Here is a 23,850-nt window from a genome sequence, read left to right on the forward strand (position 1 = left end):
TTGTCATGCAGCCTTGGGCCAGTGGGGTAGGCCCGAGAGCGACGGCCCCGACGGATCGGGGGCTCGGTGACGTTGGATGCGCCGGTGGGTGTGTTGGTCATGGTCTGTCTCCTGCCCGTCTGGTGGCTGTGTGGGGTTGTTCGTCTTCTTAGCCACGGCTGGGTGGGGTGGTGGGTTCATCGGGTTGGTGGTGGGTGGGTGGTTGGTGAACGTGGGGGGTGGTGTTGGGCGTGGGTGTGGGGAGTGGGTTTGTTGGGTGTGGGTGTGGGTGTGGGTGTGGGTTGGGGGTGGTGGGTGTGGATGAGTTGGTGGTGCCGCCGGCGTGGCGTGGGTTGTTTTTGGTGTTGACCGGTGAGCAGTTTCCGGCGGGTAATGAGCAGTTGTTGTTTGGGTGGGCGGATGGGTTGCGTGCGGGTTCGGGGGATGTGTTGGCGGCGGTGCCGCAGATCCGGGCGGCGGTGGCGCGGATTAATGCGTCGTGGTCGGGTCAGGCGCAGCGGCGGTTGGGGGTTGCGTTAGCGCAGTATGTGCAGGGTGATCAGGCGTATCTGCCGTTGTTGTCGGATGGGTTGGTCGGGTTAGCGGATTTGACGTTGGACACCGGGTTGCAGGTGCAGTACGTCAAGTTGATTTCGATCATGGAGATCTTGTTGTTGATCAGCACGATCGCGTGGGCGTTGACGTGGGCGTGGTTGATCGGTCTTGATGTGGCGGCGGCGATCATCACGTTGGCGAAGGAAGCGGCCGGGCAGACGCTGCGGGAGTTGTTGGTCTCCACTGCTGGTCATATCGCGACGGCGGTGGTGACGGGGATCGCGTTGCAGAACAGTCTCGACGCGTTGGTGCAGGTGATCCAGTTCGCTGATCACCGCACCCACTGGAACAACCAGTCCACCGTGATGGCGGTGGTGGTCGGCACGGTCGGGGGGTTGCTGCACCTGCCGTTGGAGAAGATGTGGGAGAAACTCGGCCACAGAATCGCGGCGCTGTTACGCACCTACCTCGCCGACACCGACCACGCCCCCCACCTCCACCCCCACCCCCACCTACCCGACACACTGCCGGACACACTGCCGGAGAAACTGCCCCACACATTGCCGGAGAAGGAGTTGTTGGAGAAGTTGCCGGAGAAGTTGCCGGAGGTGTTGCCGGAGAAGGAGTTGTTGGAGAAGGATTTCACCTTTCCCGCTGTCGTCTCGCAGAAGGCTGGGTTGCCTGGTTCGCAGAAGGCGGGGTTGCCCGTCTCGCAGGAGGGGGCGGGGTTGGGGGTGGGGCAGGTGGATGGGGTGGTGGCGAAGGTGATGGCCGGGGTGCCGGTCCCGGCTCGTTTTGATGTGGCCGGTGTGAAGCAGGCCGCGGCCCAGATCGCGGAGGGGATTCTGTTTCATGGTGGGGGGGCGGTCTCGGCCGGGTTACGGGCCGCGGTTTACCGTTTCACCGCGGAAGGGGTGCATGAGTTCCTCACCGGGCTCGGTGCCACCATCGCTACCGGGCAGCCTCAGGCCAACGGCTACGACTTCACTTCCGGCGGGTTCGGTGCGTTAGCCGGTCTCACCTCCGAATCTCTGCTGCACCACCTCCACACCCACGGGCTGCTGCTGCCCCACCCCACTCTCATCGACGCCACCACCGGACCCGGACACAGACACGGGCCCGGGGACACCGGTCACACCACCGGCACCACCACCGGCACCACCACCGGCACCACCACCGGCCATGGTGTGACTGGTGGCGGGGTGACTGGTGGCGGGGTGACCGGCAGTCTGGTCACCAACACCACCGCCCTGCCCAACGCCACCATCACCAACACCAACCCCGGCATCGAACCCGACCCCACCACCACCCCCGGTGGGGAGCCGAGCCTCAGCCGGGCCAGCACCCTGCCCCCCGCCTACACCACCCCCACCACCCCCACCACACCCACACCCACACCCGCGCTCACCCCGGGCCCGCTCACCGGCCCGCTCACCCTGGACCCGGTCACCGGGTCGGGGAGCGGCCCGTCGAGCCGGGCCAGCACCCCACCCCCCGCCTACACCACCCAACCCACCACCCCGAACACCACCCGACCCACCACCCCGGACACCACCGGCCCGGCGAACACCCAACCCACGACCACGACCACGACCACGACACCACCAGCAGACCCACCACTGACGACGACCCCGCTGTCAGACGCACCACCACCCCACACCAACCCCGCACCCCACAACCCGGCCCCCACCGGGCCGGGTCATGCTGGGCCCGCACCCCACACCAACCCCGCACCCCACAACCCGGGTCATGCTGGGCCGGGTCATGCTGGGCCGGGACATGCTGGGCCGGGTCATGCGGGGCCGGGTCATGTTGGGCCGGGTCATGCTGGGCCCGCACCCCACATCCCGGCCCCCACTGGGCCGGGTCATGTTGGGCCGGGTCATGTTGGGTCGGGGCGGGCGGGGGTGTTGGTCGGGGATACGGCGTCGGTGCGGGCCGGTATCCGTGGGTTGTTGGAAAGCGGTGACCTACAAATCGTCGGGGGTGGGCGGACCCTGGTCGTCGGGGCCAGGCACGACCCGTCCCTGATCGAGGTGGCCGACGCGCACACCGAGGACCGGACCCGGATGGGCGCTGAGGAGTTCACCGTCGTCGGTATCGGCGCCCACGGCGGGATCCGACTGGACAACGACACCATCCTCACCGCCCCCCACCTCGCCGCGTTGATCACCCACATCAACCCCACCACCCTCCCGATCGTGCTACTGGCCTGCGACACCGCGCACCTGGCCGAACCCCTCACCCAATCCCTACGCCGCACCACCGCCGCCCCCCACGGCCAAGTCTGGGCCTTCACCGGCACCGGCCCCGAACAACTCCAAGGCCTCGCCGCCACCCTCCACACCACCCCCACCGGACACCTCCTCCCCACCACCACACCCACCACCACACCCACCACCACCGGGATCGGGATTGGGACCGTCGCCGAACCCGGGACCTGGGCCCGCGCCGTCCACCGCACCCTCCGCACCCCACGAACCGACACCCTCGGCCCCCTCCTCCCCACCCACATCACCACCCACAACCCCCGAAAAACCACCCACGGACACCCCACCGCCGACCACAACTGGAACACCTGGGCCCCCCACATCCACACCACCACCGGACTCCGACACCTCGCCGACAACCCCACCCACTCCGGTCGAGGACGGGGATCGGGCCCGAGCGGTAGAGGCCGAGGACGCGGAGACGGCACTGGAGGCAGAGGAGGACGAGGACAGGGTGCCGCCAGCACCGCCGCTGCGAGCAGCGTCGACGGAGCGCGTCTCGACGCCCCCAGTCCGGGTAGCGCAGACTCGGTCACCAAACCCTTCGCTGACCACGCCGCGAACCCGGTCATAGAACTGGTCACCGACAGCGGCGGGCAGTTGGTGTTCGGCCACATGCTCGGTGACCCGACACGCCCCGGAGTAGTCCTTCTGGGGAAGAAGTCATTCAGCAAGGTGCCGATCCGGGTTCAACGCGACCCGGCCGCCCCTGACCAGATCCGGATATTCAGCAACGCCCAACGTAGCGACGGCAGCGGACTGCCTGGCTGGTCACACTCGGGCGGCAACATCCGCGCCACGGCCGCCGACTTCGCGACAGCGCAGGCCCGCAACCGACTTGACACCGGCGATGAGTCCTGGGCCCCGCCCGGCCACATCACCATCGGCGCAACGGTCCGCGCCAGCAGCGACACAGCTGAGCTGGTAGCGGAACTGGGCCGACGCCAGGTGCGCATCGCGGCAACCGACAGCGAACACTTCACCGACGGCGACACGGTCCTTCTGGCCGTCAACACCAGCGACGGCACCACCCAGGTCCGCAGACTCGACGACACCGACGGCCACGCTGATGCCTGGCACCCGGCCGCCGGAGTCGGCAGCGCCGAGGTCACCTATATCACCGACCACCGCGACTCAATCGACAACCAGTCCGCCCGACCAGCCACTCCCAAGTCGGCGGCATTCATCCCCATACCCCTCGAGGACACCAGCATCTATCCGTTGACGACAGTCACGGTCGACAACGGCGGCGGCTTCGAGTTCAACACCGCCCGATATCACGTTCCGCTACGAAATCAGAACCTGCAGGTTCAACAGCGCGCCGACGGCGGCGTCGTCGCTTACAGCAGCCAATACTGGGCCAACAACACTCAACCACTCTGGTCGATGTGGATCCACGACGCACGTCTCGCGGCATTACGCGAACAAGCGGCGACCAATGACGCCCATGGCAACGGCCTCGCACCCCCCGGTGCCCACACACTCCTGGTCACCAGGGCGGTAAAGGACGCCATCCCACTGGGAAAGAGCACGCGAATCGGGCTCCCTCAAGCGATCAGCCACTCGGCGTGGGACTTCGCAGTCATCACCTTGCCTGATGGCGCGTCCGCGGCAGCAGTCCATTTCCTGACCGCAAACGGTGAGTTCGCGACTGACCCCCAAGGTAACCGCCTGAGCACGAACGCCACCTTCCGTGACACCGCACAGACATGGTTCAAGACTCAAGACCAAGTGATTGAGAAGGCCAGTGACTCAGTCCCGGAACCTGTCCTGGACCCAGCTCTGGCCCCATCGGGCACCCAGCGCTCGTCATCGCCAACAGCCGGTGCACCGCGCATTCGCTCCGTCGACGAGCGTCCCGCCGGCTCGTCCGCCGAGCTGATCGCCCCCGACATGGACCCGGACGCGTCCATGTTCGAGATCGTCGTGCAACAGAACGGCGGCCTGCGTCTGCTCACCAATGAGTACTTCGCGCAGAAGCTCTCGACGTCAGTGGTGGGTAAGCCGCTAAGGGCACAGATCCGGGGCAATGGTGGCGTCGTCCTCTACAACGGCGTCGAGCCTACTGCCGAGCACGGAACGGAGCTGATCTGGTCGATACCGATGCTACGGGTCGCCCGAGCCGAGCAGATCAAGCTAGCGGAGGGGTCCGCCGCCCTCTTCGCCGCCCGCGAGCGCATCCGACCACACGCCTCCGACGGTGCCTGGACCGCCATCATGCAACTACAGAAGGACGGCGAGGACTCCGCGCTGATTCTCGGCCCTCGGACAAACAAATCCAACGAGGACACCGCCAGATTCAAGTTCCCTGATCGGGCTGCGGGCGACCTCGTCGCCGTCACCATGTGGCCTGGCAAGCGCGATGTCCGCCTCGTGCACGTCACCACCGATGGCGATCCGGCAACACTGTTCGATCCCAATCCCCACGCCTCGCGCTGGTCAGTCAACCGCCACCTTAAGGCCTCGAAGCTCGAGACAATCCAAGCATGGTTCTCCTCCGAGCGTCACAAAGGCATCGCAACCATCGATAAGGTCGCCAACCGCTCCCCGCAGCAGCTCGAGCAAGCGCGGGCCAACCGCGATCTCGGTGACGGCTGGCGCGTGCTTGACGGCGTCGTCATCCCGCGTGGCGCCCAGGCTGGGCGGGACGTCCAACCCATGGGCGCCGACGGCACCTACCTGCTTCTCCCGATACAGCACCGCAACGGTCAGGTCAACTTTGGTGGACGAATTCACCGGTTCGTTGCGCGAGACCGGGTCGGCCCGCAGGTCTGGCTCTGGGTCGGCAAGAGCGACGGAGCGATGCGCTTGTATCACCAGGACGTCAATCCAGCCTGGTCACTCGACACTCACGTCGTCGTCGATCCCGACGGCGAGACGATGAAGCGGCTCACGCGACGTGCGCGAACGGCAACGGGGCAGCGTCGGCTGGCCCGCACGCCGGGTATGGTCCCGACTGGCAGTTGGACCGTCGTCTTCAACGTGTCACGAGCCACCAAGTACATCTTCGCGGCCGGCGCTTCGCGCCGAGTGCCAGCGGGCCAGGCCACTGGGCACGTGTATCTCACCGTGCTCCCGGGCCGAACCCACGCTCAATACTTCGGCATCGACGACAACGGAGCGCGATTCGGTGGCGCCACCTCGACCATCCCGCTGACCACCTTTGAGCAATTGAGTGTCATCGACCACCCGAACCGGCACTCTCGGCCGATCCCGGGTGATCAACGGACCCCTGATGTCGTGCGGGCCGACTTCCTGAGCCGGGCACCACGCCCGTTGGTCCTGCCGCCCCGACCAGTGCTGCAGCTTCGACCGGCCTCACTCGCGACCGCACCGACACGTCCTGGGGTCATCACCGGCGCCGACGTGGCACGGCCACTCGACCCGGCTGTGCACCCTATGTGGCAGATCGGTCTCAGTGCGAACGGCTTCCCGAGACTCTCGGATCCTCAGTACGCTACGCACTTCCCCGGGTTTGGTGTCGATTGGGCCCACGTCATCGTCTGGGTGCAGCTCGACGCCGGCCCCGGCACCGATCGCGGTACTGCGATGCTCTTCGGAGCGGACGGATTCTCCATCGAGAACTGGGAGGCACAAACCCCGGCGTGGTCGCTGCACGTCCCGAACATCCGCCAGACCGACTCCGGCATCAACAAGGCCCGCCTGCGCGCGGCCCGGCAGGCGCTGTATCGCGCGGCGGGTTCGACCCAAGACGGGTGGCACGACCAGCTTGCCCATCCCGGAGCAGTGACCCTGCCCCGCAGTGTGTCGTCGGACCTTCGTGGTTCAGTCGTCAAGTTCTCGAACGACGAATCGCATCCACCGCTGCCGGTGGGCAGGCTCGCACGAATGCCACAGGTCGGCGAAAGCCTGATGGTCGCGGTCGCCCTGAACGGCGACGTCTGGGTCGCCGGCATGAACGACGAGTGGATGCCACACCCGGATAATCGGCTCGACCTCGTGACGTACATGCGACGGCAGCCGATGGCGATCGACCGCACCGAGCAGGAACATCCCACCAGCGACACCGCGGAAGATCACCGCTTCGACTACCTCTTCGACGAGGACCCTGCAGGGCACATCTTCGATGAGCAGCCTGCCGCGCTGGACGACAGGCACGGTGTTGAAGGAGCTGTCGAGCACTCCCAAGACGAGCACTCCGAAGACGAGGACGAAAGTGGCGCTGACTCCGACTCCGACTACGAGGACTCCGACTACGAGGACTCCGACTACGAGGACGCCGACTACATGGACGCCGACTACATGGACGCCGACTACATGGACGCCGAGAGCGACGGCGGTCTTGTTGCGCATCCGGTGACGCCGCTGCCCGAGGTCGGGGTGCTCGCGCCGGGAGCGGACGGACGCGCCGCAGCTCTCCAGTTCGCCCGCGAGGACGGCATGGGGCTCGGGATCGTGGCCGCGCTGGGCACGGTGACGGTCGCGGTGACCGCGGCACGCGACGAACCGCTGTTCATCCCTATCAGCGGCGACGACGGCGCGTACCCGACCGGTGCCTACCTCAACGATGTGTTCGTGCCGATCGACACTGTCGACAGCGGCGCAGCATTGGTGACCGTCGGCCGAGACGGCGACGTCGTGGTACACATTCCCGACCGGGACGACCCGAATGGCCCCTGGACCACTCAACACCCGGGCGTGGAATTCACTGACGAGCAGATCGACGCCATCGCAGCTGCGGAAGGCTCGATCGACCGCCGCTCGGAGCATGGGGTCGCAAGCCGACCCGCCGGCACCACCATGCGCACGATCGCCGGCGAGGAGATCGCCGTCCTCGAATCGAGCGCGCCCACCGGACCCGGTTACCAGTGGGACGAGGGGATGGTCAACGACCTCACAATCGACTACATCAACGAAGTGTCCAGCACGCCCCTCGAAGCCGCCGTCGCGCGCACCGGAGGCTTCCGCGCCGCACTAGCGGCCCAGCTCGTGCCGATCATGGACGCAGTCGGTACAGGCCTGATCGACCCATCCGCGGCTCTGCACGACGCCTACACCGCCTACCAAGAGACCGACAACATCGACGAACTCGTCGCCGAGATCACCGGTCCGGGATGGAGGGAACGACACGACCGCATCCTGCCCGCCCTGGCCGCGCACGTCTACGACCTACGCATGGTGACCTACGACGACCACGCCGCGACACTCAACCGCCTCGACGCCGACCTCGCCGACAGCGAAAGCGAAACGGCCGACCCGGCCCCCCGACCCGAGTTGATCGCGCTCAACGAGAACGGACACCACCGCATCCGCCTCGTCCGCGAAACCGACGCGACATCCGGCGAAATCATCCACCACGCCGCCTGGCTGGCCGACACCGCCACCAACAACGCCTCCGATGACATCCAGATGTCCGAGGCCACCACTGCCGACCCCCCTCATCGTGACGGCCACGATCGCCCACCAGCCACCGACGATCGACCGGCGAAGCGCCGACGACGCGGCCCCGTCCCGCCTGCCCCAAACAGCAGCGGTGACGTAGCCATGACCAACGCGACACCCGCGCCCACCGAAGAAACACACGACCACACAGACGCACCAACAACCGGCAACGATGCCCGCCTACGGACGGTGGGTGGATTCCGCCCGCGCAGCGGGAACGGCTGGGGCCGCAGCATGGGGACGATGGCCACCGCGGTCCTCGGTCTCTTCGCGACATTCACCTCCGGTCCGCTCATGGTCTCAGCCGCGCCGAACCCATCGATGCCGCCGCGCTCCGGGCTAGAGGGTCTTCGGACCCGCAGATCGGTGCCTGCGCGGGTCGTCCTGTACCACGACAACTTCTTCACCGGCGGCGAGTACCGCTCCGCGCTCACCCGCGGCGAACGAGACGTCACCGACGTGGTCATCGGCGCAGCACACCTGAAAAACAAGCCGGAACAAGCGCAGTACTCCCGCCCGCCGGTGGACCACCCGCTCGGCGCCGGACGGCAGCACACCCCAGCCGAGGCGGGAAGCAGCACCCGCACATCCGCAGCGATGCCGACCACGCAGAGACGCGACGCGACGGTCACAGCCGCCCCGAAACCAGGCGCGCCGGCGCGACTGGAACCGCCGGCGACCGACGTGACCGCGTCGCCAAGCCACCGCGACTCCGACCCCGTCAGCATTGAACTCGAAAGCTATAGTATCGACGCCGAACGCCTGGCGCCGTTGTGGTCAGACGTCCAACAGCTACAACACAACGGCATCCGTGTATCACTCAAGCTCGGCAGCGGACTGCGCGCCCTGGAACGCGACTTCTCGACCCAGTACCCCGCGCTCCTCGATGGCCTGCGCCGGCACGGATTCAACGGCATCGAGCTGAACCCGGCCGGACACGTCGATGCCCCCATAGTCGCCAAGCTGATCAGGCAACTACGACACGACCTCGACCCTGACTTCGAGATCAACCTGGCCATAGACGCCGACGCCATCAACACCACACCCGAACGGCGGGCCTTTCGACACCTCTGGCTGTCCCACCTCGGCGCACTCGGCTACGCCACCATCCGCTACGCCAACACAACCGACCTCTTCACCGCCCTACCCCTACTGATGACCGCGAACCGCGCCGAGCCCTACACCCTCAACGCGATACTGCTCGCGCAGAACGTTATCCTCGCGACCGACCCGAACACCGCACCAGCATCACCAACAGAGTTAGCGAACACCATCCGCGCCCTACGGGTGATGTATCCCGACCTCGGCGGCGCCGTCGCCACGACAAACACCACCACCGACATCGCCACCGCGCTAACCGACACCCCCGCCCTACCCATGACCGTGCGAGTAACCAACAAAGCCAACGTCGCGGCGTGGGTCGACGTCTTCTTCGGCGACGAACTACTCGGCAGCTCTGCCCTGCTCCTGCCCGGACGCCGCTCAACCACCCTCAACATCGCACTCGGTGAACGACACGGCGAAACCCTACGACGCCGGATCAAACGCCCGATCCACGGACGCCCCGAGCTACGAGTCCGAGCCCGCGTCATCGGAGCCGACCCCAAAGAGAAGGCCGTCACGATCGACGCCGTCGGCAAGGTCGCCGACTTCGAGTTCGCTCCAGATATGCACCTGCCTTTCGAGATCGGCGGCGTCACCATAGTCCCTCCCATGACTCGCGGCGCCCTGTTCGCCCAGGTCGGCACAAACACCATCGACGCCCCGATCGAACTCAAACACGAGTTCGGAAGGCTCTACGACACTCGGATCCAACCCCCTCTCATTCTGGGCTACATGATCAGCTCGATGGCCCCCGGGCTGATAGCTGTGGCCTCCGCACTGGATATCGACGCGCCTCGTGCGCGGCACGCCGTACAGATCTTCGACGCCCTCACTCACGCACCGGAAATCGCCGACACCGCCGCGCACCTGCTGATCGCAGCATCCAAGCGGCTCAGCCACCTCGCGACGCAACTATCCGACGCGTCACAACACCTGAACGGCCCGCTTTCACTGGCCGCGAACCAGTCCGTCACCTACCTGCGCAGACTCGCCGTCGACCTACGCAAAGGCAGCTACCTACTCAACCTCATCACTGGCGCAGCGCAAACCCCGACTGACACCCCTGACTCTGCACCGTCCACCATCAACCCGACCACCTCGTCGGCCCAGCCCCCCGCCTCACCTATCGCTACAGGAGCACCAACGACCGTCGCAGCCGCCCCGCTGCCAACACCGCCGGTAGACCCGGTTATCGACACCGCCCGGAGCGACCTGCAGCCACAGCCCACCTACCGTGCCGCAACCACCGAACAGGTGCAGGACCTCGCGACGATCGTCGCCGGCCCCGGCCGGGGCACCAAGCTAGCCAACTCACCCGCTGCGCCCGGCAACCGCAACACGATCCGCAGCTGGACGGAACAAGCCTGCCTTACCTACAGCCTCGGCATACTCCGCGACCTTGGTCTCACCATCCCCCAGACCACCAGCCTGGACGACACCGCCCTCGACACCGCACACATACTGCGCAGCGGCAACACTCACCACATCGATGACTGGCGAAGACTCATAAACCCGGACCCCGCCACCACCGATACCGAGACCGAAGCAGCCCTATTCATCTCACCCCACCCCACGCCTGGTCAGCCTGCCCATGCCTTCCTCTACCTGCGGACCACCACCGACAGCACCGTCACCGACCTCCATGCCACCCAGACCCCTGATGGCTGGACTCTCACCCCCACCAGCACCCCCACTCGCGACGCCCTGCGCCCTGACGTCACCCACCCCCTGACCCGATACACCACCACCCACGCCTTTCTCTGGCGCAACGGCCGCTTCATCCACCCCACCCACAACATCGATCCCCCCACCATCCCGACCACCACCGCCCGCGCCCTCACCGACCTCCGCGACGCCACCCCTACCACCGCCGGAGCCCGCGAAACGCCCCCAACCCCCACGACCGACGACCGTGCCATCACCGACGACTCGCCACGGATCAACCCTGCTCATCGCCCCAGCGGAGCACACGTCCAGACCAGGGCGATCAACCCGGATCTGCAGGCAAATCCGATTGTTCGCGTTACTCCGGATTCGTTTGGAGGCGTGAGTTTTGGTCATCGCCTCGGGTCACCGAGCGAAGTCGGCCGTTTGCTGCTTGGCAAGACCTTTGTGAGAAATCCGGTCCGGGTCCAGTTGAATTCGGCGGACAACACGATCACGGTATTCAGCGCGACCGACGGTGTCGATGGACTACCGGAGTGGTCGCATCCGTCCGGCAACATCCGCGTCTCAGCCGTGCATTTCGTTGAGGCTCGATATCAGAACGCCCGCGCGGAGGCCACCGCGACCGCACGCGGACGCCTCGCGGGCGGTGACCATTCGATGACACCGATCGGGCACGCCACCATCGCCTCGACCGTCCGAGCCCACGGCGACGAACTCGTCATCGACTTGGGCGAGTCCGTGCTGCCGATCGGCACAGCCAACGACAGCAAGCACACCGCGGGAGACACCGTCCTGCTCGCGGTACACACCGCACGGGGAACCACCCAGCTACGCAGCATCAATCACCCGACCTGGCACGACGGTCCAGGAGTAGGCCAAACCGAAATCACATTCCTACGCAACCACCAACACACCATCGCCAACGAACCAGCAACGATGCCACCAAAACCGGAGAAGGCGTCGACTCGGATCATCCCGCTCCTAAACATCGAACGACACCCTATTCACGACACGGTGTCCAGTTCTAACGGCAAACTCAAGTACGCCGACCGGAGACGACCGATAGGGTTCGGGCTGAAGAACCTGCAGGTCACGCTTCAACCCCGACCTGACGGCAGCATCGTCGCTTACAGCTCGACCCGCTGGGCCAACGGCGACCCTCACTGGTCGATGTGGCTCATCGACAAACGCCTGGAAACCCTACGACAGCGAGCCGAAACCGATGACACGCTGGCCCCACCCGGTACCCACACCCTCATCATCGCCAAGACCGGGGACGGTACCTTTCTGAGACTTTCCGCGCCTGGCGGCAGCCGTGGACTCGGCCTCAGAGACATGCCTGCAGGAGGATGGGAGTTCGCCACCGTCACGCTCGCCCCCGGCAGCTCAACCGTCACCATCCGATTCCATGACAGCGACGGCGCGATCGTCAACAGAGCTGACGGCAGCGCGATGCTCAGAACCAGTACCTTCAACGACGCGCAGAAGACCTGGCTGACCGGCCACGACAACGTGACCGACCGTACCGATGAGGCGCCGGCGGCCTCGCCCGGTGCCGGTTTGACTGAAGCAGTCGTCGACAGTGAGCGAGGTGAATCCCCCGCCGGCGGCCAGGTGTCACGCGCCGACGCCGTGAACGATCGACCGCCTGGAGCATCTGCAGAGCTCGTGCCGCTGAACGAGGTCCATCCCACGATCGAGGCCAAAATCAACAAAGATGGATGGATCCACCTTCCAGGCATGGCACGTTTCGAACGACTTGTCGTCCCGGACAGCTGGGTGGGTAGGTTCGTTCGGGTACAGGTCAACCCCGGCACGCATGGCGTGACCGTCTTCAACGGTGTCGACCAAGCGAGCGATCCAATTTGGACCGTGCCTCTTGACAGACCGGCCATACCTTCATTGCTCGCAAAGCTGGCCCAGATCGTCCAGGGAGATCGACAAGTTCGCCATCGAGCGGACCCGGATCCGGCGGCGGAGGCCAGGCCACCGCACGGCGCTCACGACCAGACGGTGTCGATCAACTCTGATCTGGACGCGAACCCGCTAGTCACCGCCAGAACCGATAGGCGCGGCAATGTGGATTTTGGCCATCGCCTTGGCACTCCGAACGCGGTGGGCCGGATCCAACTTGGTGGTCACTTCGCAGAGCAGGCCGTCCGGGTCCAGTTGAATTCGGCGGACAACACGATCACGGTATTCAGCGCGACCGACGGTGTCGATGGACTACCGGAGTGGTCGCATCCGTCCGGCAACATCCGCGTCTCAGCCGTGCATTTCGTTGAGGCTCGATATCAGAACGCCCGCGCGGAGGCCACCGCGACCGCACGCGGACGCCTCGCGGGCGGTGACCATTCGATGACACCGATCGGGCACGCCACCATCGCCTCGACCGTCCGAGCCCACGGCGACGAACTCGTCATCGACTTGGGCGAGTCCGTGCTGCCGATCGGCACAGCCAACGACAGCAAGCACACCGCGGGAGACACCGTCCTGCTCGCGGTACACACCGCACGGGGAACCACCCAGCTACGCAGCATCAATCACCCGACCTGGCACGACGGTCCAGGAGTAGGCCAAACCGAAATCACATTCCTACGCAACCACCAACACACCATCGCCAACGAACCAGCAACGATGCCACCAAAACCGGAGAAGGCATCCGCCTTCCTTGCTCCACTCCTGGACATCGAACACCACCCGATATACGACCTGCGCTCTACCGTTCACGGCACGATCGAGGTCCCCGGGCGCGACGGTGAAGTACCGTTCGGGCCGAAAAGCCAGCGGGTTGGGCTCCAGGCCCGACCCGACGGCAGCATCGTCGCATACAGCTCGACCCGCTGGGCCAACGGCGACCCCCACTGGTCGATGTGGCTCATCGACAAACGCCTGGAAACCCTACGACAGCGAGCCGAAACCGAAGATGCACTGGCCCCACCCGGCGCCCACACTCTCATCATCCCCGCAGTTGGCCAGGGCATCTACCTGCGGTTGTCCCCCGACCGCAGGCAGGGGTTGAAGCTCCCGGGTATGGATATGGTGCGCTGGGAGTTCGCCACCGTCACGCTCCCACCGGGCAGCTCTACCGTCACCATCCGATTCCATGACAGCGACGGCGCGATCGTCAACAGAGCTGACGGCAGCGCGATCCGCAGAACCACCACCCTCGACGACGGGCAGAAGACCTGGCTGACCAGCCACGACAAAGTGACCGACCGTACCGGTGAACGCGCCTTGTCGCCGACGACCGCCGCCCAACTGTCTCGCCACGGGGCGGTGACTGATCGGCCGCTTGGAACTTCGCTGGAACTCGTGCCGCTATCGGCGACACACCCGACCATCGAGTCGACGATCCTGAGTCTCGGCCGGATCAACCTCCCCGGCGCGGCGTCGTTCGCACGACTAGACGTGCCAGCCAGTTGGATCGGGAGAAGCGTTCGGGTGCAGGTCAATCCGGTCACGCACGGCGTGGTCGTATTCAACGGCCTCGACCAGGGGCATGACCCAATCTGGACGGTGCCATTGAATCGGCCGATCACGACGCACCTGCTCGCCAGGCTGGACCAATGGGTAGAGACGAATAGAAAGTTGTTGGATGTCCGGGAGTTGCTTCGCGCTGATCCTGCCCTCTCCCCGCTCGGTGCTTACACCGCCCTCGCCCGTCTCGGCGGCGACGGTGATCAGGCGGCCCTGATACGTATCGGGGAACGAGGGAACACTGCTCAGAGGTTTTCCTTCCCTAATCGCGTGGTAGGGCAGCACGTCGCGATGAGCGCCACGCCGGGCAGTTCTCTGGTCACCTTCATCGGGCTCGATGTGGCGGAAGACGACGCGGGTGTGGTTACAGAGGTTAGTGCTGCGTGGACGTCACATGGGTTGTTGAAGTATCCGGACGAACAACGGACCTGGTTGCGGGAGACCGGTCCGTTAAAGTTGACGGCGATTGACAAGGTTGGTGCCTCCGGCGCCGGCCACGAGTTGTTGCTGGCTGATCGTCGGTTTACCCCGGATGGTGGGTGGACGCTGATCCGGCCGGTCGAGGTCACCGACGGAGTCGGGTACTACTCCCTCACCGAGGATTATCCGCTGCGTCCGGCGCCGGGCGGACCTCACCGGCAAAGCTCGGGTGTGGTGTCCGTGACGGGCTTTCCTGTCCAGACCATCCTGCGCGTTGTCGGACGTGATGACAGCGGTCGCGTCTTCGGCGCCACCGACCCGCCGGTCCTCGCGACCTTCGCTCAGCGCCGAGCGATCGCCACCCACCCAGATCGGAGCGACCGGACCGGCGGCGCGGACTTCACCACCACCGCTCCCGACTCCACGCCAGGACGTCTCCACCAATCGGCGTCGGAGGGTCACCGCGAGGACCGACGCGGTCCAACCCCATCAACGCGCCTGCCGATGTTGAGTGCCGTCAGAACCGGGCCTTCCGTTGAGTCGCCGGTGGGTGACGATCAGCACCTTGTGTTCGAGCAGACCCTCGACGAACACGGCCGGTTCATCAATCCGGCCGGTCAGGTGACGGACTCGTTCGGCCCAGCGTTCGCTCACACCGCGATACGGGTGCAGGTCAGCACTGGCGGCGAGCATACGGGTGAAGTCACCTATTTCAGCGCAGACGACCAGCCTACGATTCACCGACCGTATTGGTCAGCCGCCGGTACCCGTGATCTCACCCTGGCCGCGGCAGCGGCGACCTCGACCGCAATGCAGATGAGCGATGCCGCCGAAGCAGTTCGCGAACTGGCCAACAGCATGAATGCGTCGGCGGTGGGTTTGTTAGCGACCGGGCGCGAGGGGTTCCGCGCGGTCGCCGCCGCTGCTCACGCCGATGCCGCACAGACCGACACCGCAGGGGCGGGGGTGGTGCGGGTTCTGGCACCGTTGGGGGCGGTCAGTTTTCCGGTCACCGCTGAAGCCACCGGGACCCCCGGCATCGCGACCGGCGTTGGAGGTGTTGTTGAGGATGCCTTCGGGGGCATGGCCAACGCCACCCCCGGTCGCGCGGAGTTGGTGTCGGTGCATGCTGACGGCGCCGTCGAGGTCCGCACCCCTAACCCGATGAACCCGCTCGGGCCCTGGCTACTCGCGCGTCCCCGCGCGTGGGTAGACCCAGGCAGGGTCGAACAGCTGACCGCACGGGAGGGGGCGATCGACCTGCGTGGGCCGGCTGGAGCCGCTGCACGCCCACGCTGGTTGACGGCGACCCGGGTGATGATCGCCGGCACGACTCTGGACGTGTTCAAGTCAGCGCCGCGAACCTCCCGCTGGGAGCAGGCGCTGATCCGCGCCCTCACCCCACAGCTCCTGCTGGCGCACGGCATCAACGTCGAGTCCGAGCCGTCCGCGCTGCGTACCGCGTTGAGCCAACGGTTCCTACCCCTGATGCAGGCCATCGACGCCCAGCGCCTTGACGCCCGCAACACCGTATTGGAACCGGTCTACGCCGCCTACCTCGCCGCCGGCAATGTCTCCATGCTGATCACCGAACTAGGTGGCGCGGGCTGGACCCCGACGCACGCAGTCGTGCTCCCGGCGCTGGCGGCGCATCTGCTCGACCTACGCATCGACACCTACGACGAGACCGCAGCCGAGAGAAACGCAGCCGACCACGACCTCTACGGATCCACCGACGAACCGGCCCCGCTCACGGTCGCCGCGGAGATGAGCACCCTCAACGAGTACGGGCACCACCACATCCGACTCATCACCGACACCACCAACCACTACGCCGCGTGGCTGGCCGACACCACCGGTGTTCCTACCCGACTGGCTGACACCAGCACGCTGACAGCGGCCCGTACTCAGACATCGCGGCTCGGCCACCGACCAGCCGGCAGCATCTCCGCCGCACCGGAACCGAAGCGCCACCGGGGCGCGACCGGCGAGGCCACGAGCGCTACGGGTGCTACGGGTGCGAGGGACCACGCCCATGAGCCAGCGACTGAGCGACGTCTGCCGGCGAGGCCGGCACCGTTGAGGCCGGCACCGTTGAAGATGACACCCGACCACGTCCGGGCCCTGATCGCCAGCGGCGACCTGCGACTCGTGGGGAGCAGGCGGACCCTCGTCATTGGCGCCCGGCATGACCCGTCACTGGTTGCAGTGGCGCGCGCCCACACCCGTGCGCGAGTCCACATCGGCGCGGACGAATTTACCATCGTCGGTGTCGGCACCCAAGGGGGAATACGGCTCGACGCCGACACCATCCTCACTGCAACCCACCTGGCGAGCTTCATCAAACTCATGGACCGGACCAGTACTCGCCCCGTGGTGCTGATGGCCTGCGCCACAGCGCACATGACGAAACCGCTTGCCAACTCCCTCCAGCGGGTCGCTGCCGCACCCGAAGACAAAGTCTGGGCCTTCGGCGACGGCCCCCGGCAGCTGCAAGGCGTCGCCACCGGGACCGAAGTCACCGAGACCGGCCACGTCCTTCCTTCAATCGACACACCCAGCACCTGGGCGCGCTCGATACCCGGATCCGGCAGCGACTCAGAAGCCCACCAGATCGGCCCCATCCTGCCCGTCGACGTCGCCACCTTCGACCCCAGCCGAATAATCGGGGGACTGGCCGCCGCCGAACACCACTGGAAAACATGGGCAAAGCACATCCCCAGAATCACCGAATCCCGACACCTCGCCGACAACCCCGCCCAGGGCACAGGAATCGGCCAGGAATCTAGCGCGATTTATCCAGTCTTGGACGCCAGTACCGCCCGGAACGCCACGACTGTCCCGACGGCCGGACCGGTATCGGATCGCCGTTCCGCGCCGGCGGCCCGGGGCGAGACAGGGAGCGCTCCGCGGGGACGAGCGCGGGATCGGGCGCGAGAACGACGCCGGGCACGGCAGGCGCCCATCGGTGCGCACGAGGCGGCGGTGCCGATGGATCCGGATGTCGTTATGAATCCGGTGATCCTGGCGGTAGTGGACGTGCACGGGTACGTACGAGTGGGGCATCGATTGGGCGACCCGAGTGCGCAGGGTCGGGTTCTGCTGGGTACCGAGTGGAAGGGTTCAGCGGTACGGGTGCAGCTGATGGCAGCGGACCGGACCGTGCTGGTGTTCAGCGAGCACGACGCACGGTCTGGGCAACCACTGTGGTCGGTTCCGTCGGTGAATGTGCGGGTCTCGGACGCCGATCTGGCCGATGCCCGTGGTCGGGTCGCGCGAGCGGAGGCAACGAAGACTGCGCAGTCTCGGCTCACAGCCGGGGATGCGTCGTGGACACCGGAAGGGCACCTGAGCGTGGCCCGCACCGTGCGCACGGACGGGAATGACCGTGTGGTGGACCTCGACCCCGAGCTCGACACAGTGAAGATTGGTGTGGTCGCTGACAGCCCGTTCCGGGATGGGGAGACGGTGATGCTGGCGGTACACACCGGTGACGGCACCACGCAGGCCCGCAAGGCGATCGCCGGGGAGACTGACACGATCGGGGACGCTGCATGGGTTCGGACGCAGGGAGTCGGCCCGCGGCAGGTCGCGTTCCTCCGCACCCATGTCGAGGCGATCGCGAACGCGCCCGCGCGACCGAACAAGCCGAAGTCGGCATCAAAGACATTCACACGGCAGCTGACTTCGGACGTGGATCCGACCCTCTACGCGAGGCCTGGGGCCGATCGCGCGCTGGTCTACGCCGGCCCTGACCCGCACCTGATCACCGGTCAACCGATACTGATCGATGGGCAGCCGGTGCGCGTCACCGACCCGGAAATCCACTACCTTCGGCTGCAATCACGCCCGGACGGGGTCGTGGGCTACAGCGCGAACGACCCAGACGACCCGAACGTGCGAGGTCTGTGGGCCAACGGGGAACCGCTCTGGTCGGTATGGCTGATCGACAACCGCGTCCAGGCCATGCGGCACCGAGCCCGAACCGACTACACCCTGGCCCCTCTGGGCGCGCACACCCTGATACTGCCTCGACCCGACACTCGCACGATGGTCATCGGCGCCGCACGACGAAGCGGGCTGGTTCTCCAACCGCCCGCGTCGGAGGACTGGGACGTAGCCGTCATTACCCTGCCTGCTGGCGAGTCCAAGATCACCGCCCGGTTCGTTCGCAGCGACGCCACCCTTCTCACCGACCGCGCCGGCATCGAGATCACCAGGACGGGGAAACTCAACGACTCACAACGGGGCTGGTTCGAAGCACACCAAGACGTGATCGACCGCAGCGCGCGCAACAACATCCCAACCGAGGGCACAACCCTGTATGTCCATCCGGGGAGCAACGGCAGGTATCTCATCGGTAGCACCAGCGACAGTAACGAAGCAGGTGCTGACGTTTCCGAGGTACTGGCTGATCTCATCAGCGTGAAGCACCTGCGCGCGCACGGAGTGGACATCCGCGACGACGCGACCGGCGCCGATATCGCTGCTGCTATCGGCGAACGCATCGCCAACGCTGCTCACACCGCTGACCCAGCCGGCGCGGTCGGGGAGCTCCTCGCCGAGTTCGCGAAGTGGGATCAGGACAACGAGGTCACCGACGTCATCGCAGGGCTGCGGGCTCCAGGCCAGCATTACCTCCTGGAACCATTGTTCCTACAAATCGCCGGACCCGTCTTAGAAGTCAACATCGCCATCCTCGACCACGACGAGCAAACCATTGAAGTCGTCGGTGACGACATGGCCGACACCTCGACAGTGCACATTGTCCGGCACAACGCGCAAGGGCGCATGCGGGCCGCATGGTCTAGCGCAGAGGCAGCGACCGCCAGCGGTGTTGCCGCAGAAGCTCCGGCGAACGCAACGCCACAACCTCTCGCTTTGAACGACACCCACCCCACCTTCGAGGTCAGGATCATGGCCGACGGCTGGATCGATCTCCCGGGGCAGAAGCAATTTGCTCACCTACAGGTGCCACCGAGCTGGGTGGGCGGCCGGGTCCGAGCGCAGATTAACCCCGACACGCACGGAGTCATCATCTTCAACGGCGTCCACCAAAGCATCAGCTCGATCTGGACCGTCCCCGCAGAGCGCCCGGCCGATCCGGCAGGAATCACCAAGATCACGACGGATGTCGCGGAAGACGGGACTGCCAAACCAGGCGGACTGGCCGAGCTGTACCGCCTCCGCGAAACGATCCGCACCGATCCGGACGTGGCCCCCGAAGGTGCGTATACCGCCATCGTCCGTCTGACCGAGGTGAAAACCGTTGCCGGGCTTCGGATCGGGGCAGTCATTGATGGAGAAAGATACAGACGGCTGTTTCTCTTCAGGGAACGTCGGGCCGGCGAGTACCTTGCGGTGAACATGTTTCCGGACGACCCGCAGATGACATTTCGTCTGCTCCCCGACATGATCCGCACCGGCGCTCGCGCGCATTCTGCCCCGGATGCGCCGTCGCCGATATCCGCTACTCGGAGCGTGCCATGGTCGGCGAACCGGACTATGGAGCTCGCCAGCACTGAGGCGGCGCTGAGACTGTTTCACGAGAGCTTCGGAGCCGACGTGTCCGTGATCGACAAGGTGACCGGACGCAGCGCAGATCAGCTCGACGCAGCCCGTCGCGAACGCGACCTCGGCGGTAGCCGGTACCGGGTCAACGGGGTGACGGTACCTGTCGGCGCCCAGTACGGCAAAAACCTGGTCCCGATGAATAGCGCCGAGCACTACCTGCTGCCGCGACCGGTTCTAGACGGCGTCAAGGTGAATCTCGGCGGAGACGCTTTCCTCTTCACACGCAAGGATGACGCGCCGAATACGGTTTGGTTGTGGGTGGAGAAGGCGACCGGGAAGACCCGCCTCTACAATCACCCAACCACGCCGGTCTGGTCGCTGGAGCTACCCCAGCACCAACTCAACGCCGGCTCGCTTCGCGCCGTCAAAGAGGAGGTCGAACGGTCTGTCGGCCGCCTCCTCGGCGAGGCCGACCCACGGCTGGCTCCCAACGGCGCAAAGACGGTAGCTCGACCGATCCACTCCCGCGCCGACTCGCGCCCCACGTATACCTCGTTCCGGCGTTCGGATCGGCCGGTGCCGGGCGGTCGGAACAGCCCCGAAAGTGGGCATGTCTTCGTCACTACCTACCCGGGGCGCGCCAGCATCCGGGTAATTGCCCGCGGCGACGATGGGCGCGTCGTTGCCGCCGACACTATGCCGGCTCATTGGAGCGTCCTCGCCTGGCAGTCGGCCGCAGCGGCCAAGGACGTGATCGACCGCACCGATGGCGTTGGCTTGCCGGTCACCGCACTCGACCGGCCAGCGCCTCTGCCCCCCACCGCTCGGCAGGTCCGACTGAACCCGCCAGACCCCGACTCACAATCGCTACCCAACCTGATTGGTCTCGTTGTCAGGTCCGATTCGGACGCCGAGCAGCCCGTCATCGATGAGAACCACATCGTCTTTGACCAGACTCTTGGCAAGGATGCCCGGTTCCGGGCAAGTGCCTCGCGGGCGCGTTTCGGGACCAACTTCCGGAATAGGCTGATTCGGGTGGAAGTTGTCGTTGCCGGACCTGACAAGGGCGCGATCGCGTTCTTCAGCGCAATCGGAGCGGCGAGGGCCTGGTCGGCACGGTGGAACCAGGTCAAGTACTCCGACCATGCGATCAACAAATTGCATCGTAAGGTTGCACGAAATGGCCTGACGCAGCTGGCGAAGACCCGGATCGCGGCGGGTGACTTCTCGCTCGCGCCCGACAACAGCGTGACCCTCGCCCGGTCTGTGGACGGCAACGTCAACACCGGGAGCACGAGTACTTCACACCTCACAGTGCATTTCGCCGACGACAACCACGGCCACATCGCGATCAACGTCACGCCGCTCGGGATCTACCAGCAAGATGACACGGTGATGGTGTCGGTTGCGGGTGACGGTGTTGTCTCGGTGCGGGGGGAGTCCGATGCGGGGTGGGGGGTGTTGCCGGCGAGGCGGGTGGATTTGATTGGTGTGTTGCGTCGGCACGAGGAGGCGATCGACCAACTCCCTTCGACGATGTCTGAGCAGCAGCCGACTGGCGTCGCCGGTGGTGAGGGCGTGAGTGGTGAGGACGTTCTGATGGGCGACGCTGCCACCGGTGGGGAAACGTCGTCGGCCGGGCTCGGGTCGTCGGGTCAGACGGGGTTTGCGGCGGTGGTCGCAGCCGCGGGCCGCGATCTCGCAGGTGCGCCGATCGGTGTGAGTGGTCGGACCTTGCGGCGGTTGGTCGCAGTGGGGGCGCTGACCGCCCCGGTGACCGCGGAGCGGGTCGGGCAACTCGGTGTGAACGTGGTCGTCGGAACGTTGCGGCTCGGGGTCGGGGAGGACGTGAGCGACGGTGACACGGTGCTGGTATCGGTGTGGCCGGATGGGTCGGTGCAGATCCGCCGGCCTGACCGGCGTGACTTGCACGGGCCGTGGATCGTGGACCACATCGCCCAGCGGGTTACCGAGGAGGACGCCAAGGTATTCGCGCGCTACCCCCACGCGATCGATCACCGCCTCATCGCGCTCGGCGAACCCCCGCCACGGATCACCCCGACCCAAACCGTCCTCGGCGGTGACCACCTCGATATTTACCCCTCTACCTCAGAGGGCTACGAATGGGAGCAGACGATCACCCGGCTGCTCGCCCCCGGGTTCCTGGACGCCCACGGCATCGACCGCACCAATGCCGGCGCGATCCGGGCCTGGGGCGTTGACCAATTGATGAGCGTCGTCGACGCTCTCGACCACGCCCAGCTCACCCTCACCCCCGTCCTGAAACCGGTCTACGAGCACTACCTCTCCGCACCCAACCCCACCACCCTGCTCACCCACCTGCGCACCGCCGGATGGTCCCCCGACCACCAGCAGATCTTTCCCCCGCTCTTGGCCCACCTACTCGACCTCCGCATCGACACCTACACCACGGCCAGCGGTAGTGACGCTGAACCGGATGCGCGCGCCACCCTTAACCCCAACGCCCACCACCACATCCGACTCGTCCACGACACCACCGCCGGTACCCACCACGCCACCTGGACCACCACAGACGGCGACACCCACTCCGACACCGAGTCTGGGTCAGAGGAGCCGCCGGTGGCGAAACGCCGCCGCCTCGCACCCCCCGCTCAGACACCCGAACCCACCGGTCACGCCGGTGACGCCGCAGATACCGACGACACCGCGTCGTTGCAGGAGATCACGTCCGCCGCGTTCGCCCAGGCCGAGCACCAACATCAGCAGTACCTGCAACTACCGGCCGAGTATCAGAATGCGCAGGACCCCGCCGTACAACGCGGCCTCGCGATGCTCGCTAATATCACCCGCCGCCTGCACCCTGACGGCGAACGCACCCTCATCACCGGCGACGACACCGCCCACACTCCCGGCCCCGCCGACGGCATGACCACGATCACCTCCTGGCACACGCTCGCCAAATACGTCCACAACGGCGGTCACGGATCCCTTGCCGAAATCCTCATCTCCCTCCCCACCGCCCCTGACCACGCCCTCGGGCTCCTCAACTACCACGGCAACCTCCACCTCATCCACGGCGAAGGCACCCACCCCGAACTCCTCCAAGTCAACGACCTACTTGCCCGCGAACCCGAACCCAACGACCCCCACTTCACTCCCCTCACCCACGCCCGCATCACCACTCCCAACATCACGCACCAAGACCACCCCACCCACGGAGCCCACCAACGCACACCTCGACGGGCAGCAACCACAGCGATTGCGAGACGTGCACCCGTGATTGTCAGCGGCGCGCGGATCGTCCCGGCGCCTGCGGTAAATGACGTTGAGGCCCTTGCTGCCGCGTTGGAGAACGCTGCCACCCAAGTCGGCGATGGCACCACTGCGGTGCCGCGGGTGAGGCCAAGCACGTCCAGCTCTCATCGGCTACCTGCGCCCGCACGGCGCCCGGCTGGTTAAGGGAGCAAGGTTGTTG

1 protein-coding gene is annotated in these 23,850 nt (G+C 66.1%); it reads left to right on the top strand.

The genetic code is table 11. The features are described from left to right. Window positions 1-296: 296 nt before the first annotated feature. Entirely contained in the window at window positions 297-23,834 is a 23,538-nt protein-coding gene (locus tag CPH63_RS20910; protein ID WP_157749703.1) for a hypothetical protein, read from the top strand. Window positions 23,835-23,850: the final 16 nt, after the last annotated feature.

The organism is Jatrophihabitans sp. GAS493, assembly GCF_900230215.1.
Lineage (GTDB): Bacteria > Actinomycetota > Actinomycetes > Mycobacteriales > Jatrophihabitantaceae > MT45.